This window comes from Gracilibacillus salitolerans (assembly GCF_009650095.1).
Lineage (GTDB): Bacteria > Bacillota > Bacilli > Bacillales > Amphibacillaceae > Gracilibacillus > Gracilibacillus salitolerans.
This window is the reverse complement of the sequence record NZ_CP045915.1, coordinates 568960-581286: the sequence shown is the minus strand read 5'-3', so window position 1 is coordinate 581286 and position 12327 is coordinate 568960. Positions and strand designations below refer to the sequence as shown.

General features: G+C 37.4%; 10 protein-coding genes. 4 read left to right on the top strand and 6 right to left on the bottom strand.

From position 1 onward, the window contains the following. Positions 1–9 precede the first annotated feature (9 nt). Complete coding sequence (gene pflB, locus GI584_RS02895; RefSeq protein ID WP_407647408.1) at positions 10–2253, bottom strand: formate C-acetyltransferase; 2244 nt, start codon at positions 2251–2253, stop codon at positions 10–12. A gap of 249 nt (positions 2254–2502) precedes the next feature. Here pflB and GI584_RS02890 point away from each other — a divergent pair, with 249 nt between their 5' ends. Then, positions 2503–3669: an iron-containing alcohol dehydrogenase gene (locus tag GI584_RS02890; RefSeq protein WP_153790190.1), complete on the top strand. Its 1167-nt coding sequence runs from the start codon at positions 2503–2505 to the stop codon at positions 3667–3669. A 562-nt stretch (positions 3670–4231) separates the two neighbouring features. Here GI584_RS02890 and ytzI read toward each other — a convergent pair. Further along, entirely contained in the window at positions 4232–4429 is a 198-nt protein-coding gene (gene ytzI / locus GI584_RS02885; protein WP_100362119.1) for a YtzI protein, read from the bottom strand. A 163-nt stretch (positions 4430–4592) separates the two neighbouring features. Between ytzI and GI584_RS02880 the strand changes: the two genes are divergently transcribed. Then, positions 4593–4844: a hypothetical protein gene (locus GI584_RS02880; RefSeq protein WP_153790189.1), complete on the top strand. Its 252-nt coding sequence runs from the start codon at positions 4593–4595 to the stop codon at positions 4842–4844. Between the two features lie 40 nt (positions 4845–4884). Further along, complete coding sequence (gene adhE, locus GI584_RS02875; RefSeq protein ID WP_153790188.1) at positions 4885–7482, top strand: bifunctional acetaldehyde-CoA/alcohol dehydrogenase; 2598 nt, start codon at positions 4885–4887, stop codon at positions 7480–7482. 319 nt (positions 7483–7801) lie between these two features. Here the strand turns inward: adhE and GI584_RS02870 are convergent, their stop codons facing one another. From GI584_RS02870 to GI584_RS02855, 4 genes are all read right to left on the bottom strand, one after another. Continuing rightward, complete coding sequence (locus GI584_RS02870; RefSeq protein WP_153790187.1) at positions 7802–8149, bottom strand: DUF1360 domain-containing protein; 348 nt, start codon at positions 8147–8149, stop codon at positions 7802–7804. Between the two features lie 112 nt (positions 8150–8261). Continuing rightward, positions 8262–8642: a DUF4870 domain-containing protein gene (locus GI584_RS02865; protein ID WP_153790186.1), complete on the bottom strand. Its 381-nt coding sequence runs from the start codon at positions 8640–8642 to the stop codon at positions 8262–8264. A 79-nt stretch (positions 8643–8721) separates the two neighbouring features. Continuing rightward, complete coding sequence (locus GI584_RS02860) at positions 8722–9654, bottom strand: bile acid:sodium symporter family protein (protein ID WP_153790185.1); 933 nt, start codon at positions 9652–9654, stop codon at positions 8722–8724. 19 nt (positions 9655–9673) lie between these two features. Beyond that, complete coding sequence (locus GI584_RS02855; protein ID WP_153790184.1) at positions 9674–10450, bottom strand: ABC transporter ATP-binding protein; 777 nt, start codon at positions 10448–10450, stop codon at positions 9674–9676. 363 nt (positions 10451–10813) lie between these two features. Here GI584_RS02855 and GI584_RS02850 point away from each other — a divergent pair, with 363 nt between their 5' ends. Beyond that, a complete protein-coding gene (locus GI584_RS02850; protein WP_153790183.1) occupies positions 10814–12283 on the top strand; it encodes a catalase in 1470 nt (489 codons plus the stop codon). The last annotated feature ends 44 nt before the right edge of the window (positions 12284–12327 follow it).

The window sequence follows — 12327 nt, the reverse complement described above, 5'->3', positions numbered from 1 at the left end:
TATTTAGCCTTACATACTTTCATGGAACGTACGATTAATCACATCAATTTGCTGTTCCCGTGTTAATTTATTAAAGTTGACCGCATATCCTGAAACACGAATCGTTAATTGCGGATATTTTTCTGGATGCTCCATTGCATCCATCAGCTTTTCTCTCTCGAAGACATTTATATTTAAGTGATGACCTCGTTTTATTGCATAACCATCTAACATACCAGCTAAATTCCTTATTCTAGTTTCTTCTTCTTTCCCAAGCGCTTTTGGAACAATGGAAAAAGTATTGGAAATACCATCTAATGCAAATTCATAAGGCAATTTTGCTACAGAACTGAGGGATGCCAATGACCCCTTCGTATCACGCCCATGTAACGGATTTGCTCCAGGCGCGAACGGTTCTCCTGCTTTTCTGCCGTCTGGTGTGTTACCGGTTTTCTTACCGTAGACAACATTGGATGTAATGGTAAGAATCGACTGAGTTGGTGTTGCTCTACGGTAGGTTTTATGCTTCTCTATTTTATTCATGAATGTTTTGACAAGGTCTTTGGCAATCTGATCTACCCGATCATCATTATTTCCGTATTTCGGAAAATCACCGTCTATTTCATAGTCAATTGCCAAACCATTTTCATCACGAATTGTTCTTACCTTGGCATACTTGATTGCACTTAGTGAATCAGCAACAACGGACAATCCTGCAATACCACAAGCCATTGTTCGAAGTACTTCTCGATCATGGAGTGCCATTTCTAATCGTTCATAGCTGTATTTATCATGCATATAGTGAATAATATTTAATGCGTTAACGTAAAGGCCAGCAAGCCACTCTAGCATTCGATCATATTTTTCCAACACCTCATCATAATCTAACAAATCAGAAGTAATCGGAGCATAGGCCGGTCCTACTTGCATTTTTAATTTTTCATCAACCCCTCCATTAATCGCATACAATAGTGCTTTCGCGAGATTGGCTCTGGCACCGAAGAACTGCATTTGTTTACCGATTCGCATGGCAGATACACAACATGCGATACCATAATCATCACCATATAGGTCACGCATGAGGTCATCATTCTCATATTGAATGGAGCTTGTAGCAATCGACATATTGGCACAATATTTTTTAAACGGTTCTGGCAAGCGGGTTGACCACAGTACTGTCAGGTTTGGTTCAGGTGCCGGTCCTAAATTAGTTAATGTGTGCAAAATGCGGAATGAATTTTTTGTAACTAAAGGACGACCATCTAATGCTATACCACCAATTGATTCTGTTACCCAAGTTGGGTCTCCACTAAATAATTCGTTGTAATCTGGTGTTCTCGCAAATTTCACCAGACGAAGTTTCATGACAAAATGATCGATCAACTCTTGTGCTTCCTGTTCTGTTAAATATCCTTTCGCTAAATCCCTTTCCATATAAACATCCAAGAAAGTAGATACTCTACCCAAACTCATCGCCGCACCATTTTGTTCTTTTATTGCAGCCAAATACGCTAAATATAACCACTGTACCGCTTCGCGGGCATCGTTGGCTGGACGCGATAAATCGAAACCATATATTTCTCCTAATTGTTTTAACTGTTGTAATGCTCTTATTTGTTCCGTGATTTCTTCTCGATCCCTAATCACTTCTTCATTCATCCGGCCATTGCCACCAACAATTTCCAATTGTTCTTGCTTATCTGCTATCAGCCTATCCACGCCGTATAAAGCAACCCGACGATAATCACCGATGATTCTCCCACGTCCGTATGCATCTGGAAGTCCTGTTACAATTCCTGCTTTTCGAGCTAACAACATTTCTTTCGTATATGCATCGAATACGCCCTGATTATGTGTTTTTCTATATTCTGTGAATGTTTTCACAATATTTTCGTCAACTTGATAACCATAGGACTCTGCTGCTGCCACTGCCATACGTATACCTCCAAATGGCTGCAAGGAACGTTTAAATGGATGATCTGTCTGTACCCCCACTATCTTTTCTTTCATTCTATCTAAATAACCTGCTCCATGAGAAGTAATCGTTGAAACAATCTCTGTATCTAAGTCGTAAACACCTCCGTTCTCTTGCTCTCGTTTCGTCAACTCCATCACTTGTTCCCACAATTTCAAGGTATCCTCTGTTGCATCTGTTAAAAATAACTCATCACCTTCATACAAGGTGAAGTTTTTCATTATGAAGTCTCGCACATCAATTTCTTCCTGCCAACGACCTGTGGCAAAGCCATGCCAGGCGACCTTGCTTTGATCCATTCTCTCTGCTAGTTTCATTTTGTGTTCCTCCTCTTCAATTTGTTCATCATTGAGCATGTTTATAATAATAGTATATTCCTTTGTTTCATGTTTGTCATGTGAAAAAGTGAACAAATTTATGCCGTTTTTAATAATTTTAAGAATTTGTTCACAAATTCTCTGTCGAGAATTATCAAGCAGAATTCTTTACACATACTGAAATTATTGCCATATTTAAAAGTGAATGTTGATTCAATGGAGGTAAAAAACATGCAAAATTTCATTTTTCATAACCCGACGAAATTATATTTCGGTCAAGGGCAATTAGAGAACTTACAAACAGAATTACAAAGTTACGGTGATAATATTCTTCTTGTCTATGGTGGAGGAAGCATTAAACGCAATGGCTTATACGACCAAGTAATCGATATATTGAAGAAAGAAAATAAAAATGTATTTGAATTAAGTGGTGTCGAACCAAATCCTCGTGTCACGACTGCACGTAAAGGCATTGAAATTTGTAAAGAAGAAAAGATAGATTTCATCCTGGCGGTCGGTGGTGGTAGTACGATTGACTGTACTAAAGCTATTGCTGCAGGTGCCAAATCTGAAGATGATATTTGGGATATTGTAACCAAGAAAACAAATGCTACTGGTGCACTTCCATTCGGAACTGTTTTGACATTGGCAGCAACCGGATCAGAAATGAATCCAGGATCTGTCATCACAAATTGGGAAACAAATGAAAAACATGGTTGGGGAAGTCCCTATACTTACCCTGTTTTCTCGATTTTGGATCCTAATTTCACCAAAACAGTACCGAAAGACCAAACAATTTATGGCATGGTAGATATTATGTCACATGCGCTAGAGCATTATTTCCATCATGAAGAGAATACATTGTTACAAGATCGTATGGTAGAAGGAATTCTACAAACGATGGTAGAAACAGCTCCAAAATTATTAGAAAATCTTGAAAATGAAGAGCTTCGTGCAACTGTCTTATATAATGGTACAATGGCGTTAAATGGTATGGTAAATATGGGTTATCATGGGGATTGGGCAACACACAACCTAGAACATGCTGTTTCAGCCGTACATGACATTCCACACGGTGGAGGCCTTGCGATCCTCTTCCCAAATTGGATGGAATATGCAATCGACGAAAACATAGGTCGTTTTAAACAATTAGCTGTCCGTGTATTCGATGTGGATCCTAATGGTAAATCAGATAAAGAAGTTGGTTTAGAAGGAATCGCTAAACTTCGTGCATTCTGGAATCGCATCGAAGCACCTTCCCGCTTATCTGATTATGATATTTCGGAAGAAAGTATCGAGGAAATGGCAGATAAAACAGTGATCGCAGGACCTGAGTTCGGTAATTTCAAAAAACTTAACCGTGATGATGCGATCGCCATATATAAAGCTTCTTTATAATAAGGAGGCGGCATAACCCAGTCGGTACTTACTTATACGTATTCGATACAAACTGCGAACTAATGAAAATTTTCAGAGTGATGCTTTCTTCCACTCTTTTATAGTGAGTGCTGGAATACCGCTTCGGCAGAATACTTCGCTTTCCGTGGGCACGGCCTCAGCCTCCTCAAAAAGCAAAGTGCGCTTTTCTGTGGGGTCTTCAGCTCGCGCTGTTCCCACAGGAGTCTGCGTATTCTGCCTCCGCTAATTTTGGAGTTCTGATTGTTGAAAGAAATGGACTCATGGAACTATATTCTTGGAACTTTCTATCACTTTATTAGAACACTATTCAAAGCTGCGGAAAAATGCGACATTCCTGTGGGAAAGGAACAGTCTGAAGACCCCGCAGTGAGCGTTCTTTGCTCGCGAGGAGGCTGAAGCGTTCCCCACGGAAAGGGCGTGTTTTTCCGCAGCGTCGGACTAGCACTCATCTCAAATAGAATGGGAGGAACACAAAAGTTACTTCGCAGTTTATGGATAACGCGCAATGCTTTCCTATAAATAAAAACAGTGACCGTTTTGGTTATCGGTCACTGTCTTTATTTTCATCCGTATAGTTCTCTGTTTGGTCGGTTCCTGCTTCTTTTCCTTCACTATTTTCCTGCTCACTTGGTAATGGATCAATTGTATGTTTATATCCATACCCTTTATTTAATGTCATAATTGACAATGCTAATACAGCAATCACTATAATAATACAAACAATAATAACAACCCACATGTCCCGTATCCTTCCCTTTCTTTAGAATAAAACCAATTATAACACAATACATTATTGTGAAATATTTCACAAAATAGTCATAAGCTACATGAATCGTATGCGCTTTCATCTGTTAAGATTGATTCAGAACAGATAAAGGAGGTTAATAAAGGAGGGGAAAATAATGATTCATTACGAATGGATTGATTTTAAAACAGACACTGACTATTACAACCAAAAAACATTTGAAGAAGAAGTTGGTGACAAGTTTGAAGCTCTTCTCTTAGAGCAGAACAAAGCTTATCCTACCATGATTTGGACAAAGCACTACGTCATCTTATTGAAAAACACATCACGAATGTACCAAGATCTTACCTTTATTAAAATTGCACGCTACCCCACCAATGATATAACGGACATTCATTTTTTTGCTTGATCATGCTCATTATTTCACATTAAATAAGGAGGAAATTATGATGAATACATCTACTCTTAAGAAAAACCTTAATGTTAAGCAAACTATTGATCAAAAAGTAAAACAAGGTAAAGTAGCATTATCAGAATTGAAGCAATTAGATCAAGAAGAAATCAACAACATTGTTAAGACTATGGCGCTTGCTGGTTTAGATGCACACATGACATTGGCAAAACTGGCAGTAGAAGAAACAAACAGAGGTGTATACGAAGATAAAATAATCAAAAATATATTTGCCACAGAATACATCTATCATAATCTTAAATATGACAAAACAGTTGGAATCATTAATGAGAACCAACATGATGGTGTTATAGAAATAGCAGAACCTATTGGTGTTATCGCTGGTGTAACACCCGTTACCAACCCAACTTCTACGACCATGTTCAAAACTTTGATTGCGATAAAAACTGGAAATCCAATCATATTTGCTTTTCATCCTTCTGCTCAAAAAAGTAGTACAGAAGCAGCTAATATATTGTATCAGGCTGCGATGAAAGCTGGTGCACCAAAACATTGCATCCAATGGATTGAACAACCTAGTATTGAAGCAACACAAGAGTTGATGACACATGAAGATATCGCACTTATTCTAGCGACAGGCGGTGCTGGAATGGTTAAATCAGCCTACAGTTCTGGAAAACCCGCACTTGGCGTAGGACCTGGGAATGTACCATGTTACTTTGAGAAAACTACCGATATTAAACGAGCTGTTAATGACTTAATTCTTTCTAAGACTTTTGATAACGGCATGATTTGTGCGTCTGAGCAAGCAATGATCATTGATCAAGCTATCTATCAAAAAGTACAACAGGAAATGCTAGACAATCATTGCTACTTCTTAAACACAGAGGAAAAGAAAAAGCTAGAGAAACTGGCAATTAATGAAAAAACGTGCGCAGTAAACGCCGATATCGTAGGAAAAACTCCTATAGAAATTGCTAAAAAAGCCGGAATTAATGTTCCTGCAGACACTAAAATCCTTGTTGCCGAATTAAAAACCGTTGGACCAGATGAACCACTCTCTCGTGAGAAATTAAGTCCAATTCTGGCATGCTACCAAGTTAAAAACTATCAGGAAGGATTCAAACGTTGTGAAGAAATGCTTGAGTTCGGTGGTCTCGGTCACTCTGCTGTAATCCATTCTAATGATCAGGAAATTATCGAAGCATTTGGTAACCGAATGAAAGCAGGTCGAATTATTATTAATGCTCCTTCTTCTCAAGGTGCGATCGGAGATATTTACAATGCTTATCTTCCTTCACTAACATTAGGATGTGGATCTTATGGTGGTAACTCTGTTTCAACTAATGTTGGTGTAATTCACCTGACCAATACGAAAAAAACAGCAAAAAGAAACGTCAATATGCAATGGTTTAAAGTGCCACCAAAAATCTATTTTGAGAAAAACGCAGTACAGTATTTGGGGAAAATGCCAAAAATAACAAGAGCTTTTATCGTCACTGACCCAGTAATGAGACAACTAGGTTATGTAGATAAAGCACTCTATTATTTACGCAAACGAGCCGACTACGTACATTGCGAAATCTTTTCTGATGTAGAACCGGATCCATCAATAGAAACTGTCATGCGGGGTACTGCAGAAATGAATAAATTCCAACCAGATGTCATTATCGCCATTGGTGGTGGGTCTGCCATGGACGCAGCGAAAGGTATGTGGCTATTCTATGAACACCCTGAGACAGACTTTAATGGCATCAAGCAAAAATTCTTAGATATTCGCAAACGAGTCTATAAATACCCTGAGCTCGGAAAACAAGCACAATTTGTGGCAATTCCAACGACTTCTGGAACAGGTTCCGAAGTAACACCTTTCTCCGTTATTACGGATAAAGAAAATAACATCAAATATCCACTAGCTGATTATGCCTTAACACCAGACGTTGCGATAATTGACCCTCAATTTGTCATGACGGTTCCACCTGTAGTTACTGCTGATACTGGTATGGACGTACTGACACATGCGATTGAGGCTTATGTATCCAACATGGCAAATGACTATACAGATGGGCTGGCGATAAAAGCGATACAATTAGTTTTTGAATATTTACCTATTGTTTATAAAGATGGCAACAATGAAAAAGCAAGAGAAAAAATGCATAACGCATCTACTATCGCTGGAATGGCTTTTGCCAATGCATTTCTGGGGATTAATCATAGCTTGGCACATAAGCTGGGAGCAGAATTCCAAATTGCACACGGACGCGCAAATGCGATTCTCATGCCACACGTTATTCGCTATAATGCTAAAAAGCCAACAAAATTTGTTTCCTTTCCAAAGTATGAACATTTTGTTGCGGATCAGCGATATGCAGAAATAGCAAAGGTACTAGGGCTTCCTGCTCGTACAACAGAAGAAGGTGTGGAAAGTTTAGTAAAATCGGTGTGTAAACTTGCTAAACAAGTGGATATTCCGATGAGCATAGAAGCAAATGGCGTGAAAAAAGAAACCTTTATGAAACAAGTCGATCGCTTAGCTGACAAAGCTTTCGAGGACCAATGTACAACCGCAAACCCTAAATTACCACTTGTTAAAGAATTAAAGCAAATCTATTTAGAAACTTTTAAAGGTATATAACTGTATAAAAGCGAGTGTTTATCTGACGCTGAGGAAAGCTATTCCCTTTCCTCAGCTTAATTGATATTCAATTAAAACTTTATAATAAGAGTAGAGGTGAATTAGACATTTTCACCGTTTTTACAGTACTCCCGAACGCTTTTATAGCGATCACATAAAATAAGATAGGAATGTTTCATAATCTTGTATGATGAAGGAGTTTTGATCATGTCCAACATTACTCAAACGTCTATCAGCAGACGGAAAAAAGGGCGAAAGAAAAAGTCATGTAGCTGCAGTGGTTATAAAAGAAAAAAGCAATAAAAGGATATATGAATGTTTAAATAAAATAGGAAATAATCACTTCAATAATCGAAGCTACCCCTGCAATCGCTAATACAATAATGATTGGGATAAATACAGTAGAATAAAAGTGAAAACCTAAGAATAAAAATAGAGCTGACCAAATGCCCGTACACCAGTGACACCGTAATAATTCACCAATCCATCGCCTCCATCCATTACCTTTAAACATCACAGTCTCTTCTATGGTACCATCGGGCAACCATTTTTCTTCTACCTCAAAAAAAGGTGCTCGAATAAAACCTGTGATCTTATCATAAACAATCAATCTTGTTAAACGAAATGTTGCAAGTGATAATAAAACAAAAGATAACCATGTAATCATATGGGCACCTTCTTTCTTTTCTTCTTTACTTTCATATTATTAAGCAGGTGCCTAATTCATGATTAGAAACCAAAAAAAGACCTGATGCGAACATCAGATCAGGATTACATCATTATTTATCTAATTGTTTTTCTACCATATCACCAATCCAAGGTAATTTGAAATAGTGACCTTGATAGGCTTTTACCATTAAGAAAATCCATAAAACAAGTTCTAATGGGTGGAGTAATAATCCTATTATCCAACCGAAAAAAGGAATCCAATTTACCACTGTATGTAAAATTATCAATACAACGGTAATAAAAATCGACTGCATTGCGTGAAAACGGACAAAACGATTTTCTTTTTCTAACAATAAAAAGATGATACCAGTAATAATCCCTGCAATATACGTTAATAAACCAGCTACATTCTGATCTAACCCTGATGATGTTTTTGTCTGTTGCTCTGACTTTTGTTCTTCATTATCTTTCGGCAATTGATCCTCCGTCATTTTCCCTCTCCTTTCATTTTAAAGAATATACTTCAATACTTCATTTTACCATTTTTCAGAAAATTCACAATATTAATATTTATTTTCTATTTTGGAGAAATTTACTATATAAAGAAGCCAAAACTTGTTGAAATAACATGCCGACAACAACCGGAACTGCCACTGGCCCCGGAAAATATTGTACAGCTATAACTGCCCCGGCACTTATGTTTCTCATTCCACTGCTAAATGTTAAGGAAATAACGTCTTGACTTGCCCGTTTCAACCACTTAGACAATAACCACGCTAGATAATATCCACTAGCAGCTACAATAAACATCGTAATGGCTACTTTAATGAGATGAAAGTCAATATTTAATAAATAATCTGCTACCTCTGAGCTATTAATCATAATCACTAAAGCTAATGCTATTTTTGAAAAAGGGGCTAAGCGCGGACTCCACCTCTCATGAACTCCTCCACGAGTCATTTCATGTAGAATCATACCTAATATAGATGGAATAACGATCATGATAAACAAACCTTTCATCATCGCCCATACTTCTAAATCAACAGATGCTCCGATAAATAAGGATAATGACAGCGGAACAATAAAAGGAGATAAAATCGTATCAATTAAAATGACGGATAATGTTAATGCAACATTTCCTTTATTCATAGAAACCCAAATAAAACTTGTAATGCCTGTCGGAATAATCATCGCTAAGACAAAGCCAATAACAGTTAAATGATCATTGCTAAAGGTAATACTTCCGATCAGAAACGCCCATAAAGGCATTAAAATATGTAAGATAACAAGAGCTATCACTATCGATAAAGGATGAGAGACCACTCGATATAAAGCAACAAAATTCAAACTCAAACTCCCTGCAAATGTCATAAATGCAAAGATCCAGATAACCCAGTTATCAAATTGAATAAAAAAATCCGCAAACAAAACACCAATAATCACACTTGATGGTGCTATAAAGGGCATAATTCGTTGTAACATTTGATTCAAACGGTTTAACATCTTAGTCTACTCCTAGGTGTTATTTCTTCTTTAACCTCGGGCGTTTCTCGGACCAATCCACCTCTACCGGTATCCCAAAAAATGCGGTTAAAGTTTCCGAATTGACCATCGTTTTTGTTGCGCCTTGGTTAAATACACGACCATCCTTTAACAACAACGTTTTCGAAAAAGTTGGTAAAATTTCCTCCACATGGTGTGTTACATAAATAATGGAGGGTGCATTTTTACCTCTGCTAATATTCTCAATTGATTCTAACAATTTCTCTCTTGCAATAAAATCTAATCCGTTTGTTGGCTCGTCTAAAATTAATAACTTTGGATTATTCATCAGAGCTCGTCCGATTAACACGCGTTGCTGCTCACCTTGTGATAATGTTCGATAGGCTCGATTAGCATAAGAAAAGCAATCGAGTTCCTTCAGTAACTGTTGCGCGTTGGAACGCATCTCATCTGTAGGAGTTTCATATAAACCGATTGAAGCAAACGCACCACTTAATACAACTTGGTATGCACTATCAGTACCATAAATTCGTTGCTTTAAGGTAGATGAAACAATGCCGATTTGTTGTCTTAACTGTTCTCCTAGTATATCCTTTCCAAACTGTTTGCCTATTACATTAACCTTCCCCTCAGTTGGAAAATAGTACGCACACACCATATGTAAAAGGGCTGTTTTACCTGCACCATTCAATCCTAATAATGTCCAATGCTCTCCTTTCTCCATTTTCCAATTAATATCTTTTAGTATCCAATTTCCTTCTTTTTTTAGTCCTACTTTTTGTAAATCTAAAACCATTCCATATCACTTCCTTCATCTTTTCAGTATACACGCCTATGCTTGAAAATTCTTGTGTTTGGTTTTGCAGAAAAAATTTTCTAAAAATTTAATTTTTCTATTGAAAATGATTATCATTATCGTTATAATATACTTAATCACATAGAGTGATGAAACATTCCCTTTACACATATCTTTTGTTACCCCCAATCAACAAAAGTTTCCAAGGATGTTTCCCAATCCATAGAGAGCAACTATCTCGTGATAGCTTGCTTCTCTTTTTTTTACATTTTCTTAATTAAAATAATTTTAATTAAATATTGATTTTTATAAAACTTGTATTATAATAAAGAGTGTAAAATCATTTAGGAAGAGGTGCTATATATGAGTCAAGAAAAAAAATACTTAACAACTGCCTCTGGTGCGCCAGTTGGAGATAATCAAAACTCCGTTACAGCAGGCCATAGAGGACCAACATTAATCCAAGATGTTCATTTACTAGAAAAACTAGCTCATTTCAACCGAGAAAGAGTTCCAGAAAGAGTGGTGCACGCAAAAGGTGCTGGAGCTCACGGCTATTTTGAAGTAACAAATGACGTTTCAAAATATACAAAAGCAGACTTTTTATCTGAAGTTGGCAAGAAAACACCTATGTTTATCCGTTTCTCAACTGTTGCTGGTGAATTAGGTTCTGCCGATACCGTACGTGACCCTCGTGGTTTCGCTGTTAAATTTTACACAGATGAAGGTAACTATGATTTAGTTGGGAATAACACACCTGTATTCTTTATCCGTGATGCGATTAAATTCCCAGACTTTATTCATACACAAAAACGTAACCCACAAACACACTTAAAAGATAAAAATGCAGTTTGGGATTTCTGGTCATTATCACCGGAATCACTTCATCAAATTACTATTTTACACTCTGATCGCGGAATTCCAGCAACACTCCGCCATCAAAACGGGTTCGGAAGCCACACGTTTAAATGGGTAAATAAAGATGGAGAAGCTTTCTATATTAAGTATCATTTCAAAACAGATCAAGGTGTTAAAAACTTAGATCCTAAGGTTGCGGATGAACTTGCAGGTACAAATCCAGACTATCATACTGAAGATCTATTTAATGCCATTGAAGAAGGTAACCATCCTTCTTGGACATTAAAGGTTCAAATCATGCCTGAAGCAGATGCGCAAAACTACCGTTACGATCCATTTGATGTAACGAAAGTATGGCCCCATGATGATTATCCATTAGTAGAAGTGGGTAAAATGGTGTTAGATCGTAATCCTGAAAATTACTTTGCAGAAGTAGAACAATCTGCCTTCTCTCCTGGACACTTTGTTCCTGGAATTGAAGCATCTCCAGATAAAATGCTTCAAGGTCGTTTGTTTGCATATTCTGATGCACATCGCTACCGTATTGGAGCAAACCATGAATCATTACCAATCAACCGTGCCAAATCACCGGTTAACAACTACCAACGTGATGGTTACATGAGCCATAATGGTAATGGTGGCAGTGCGCCTAACTATGAGCCAAACAGCTTTAGTGACGCACCAAAAGAAACACCAGAAAACAAAATTAATCCATATGAAGTTTCTGGATTCGCTGATAGTGTTCCATATGACAGTGATGATCACTACTCTCAACCTCGTGCATTATTCCGTGATGTAATGAACGATGAAGAGCGCGAACGTCTAATCCAAAACTTTGCTGACCATCTGAGTAGTGTAACTCGTGAAGGTATTGTAGAACGTCAATTAGAAAACTTCTACAAAGTAGCTCCTGAATTAGCAGAAGGTATTGCTGCTAAATTAGGAGTAGAAGTACCAGCACACGTAAAAGAATAAGGAAGAGCTAAAAAGAGACCAAGAAAGGTCTCTTTTTTTGGTTA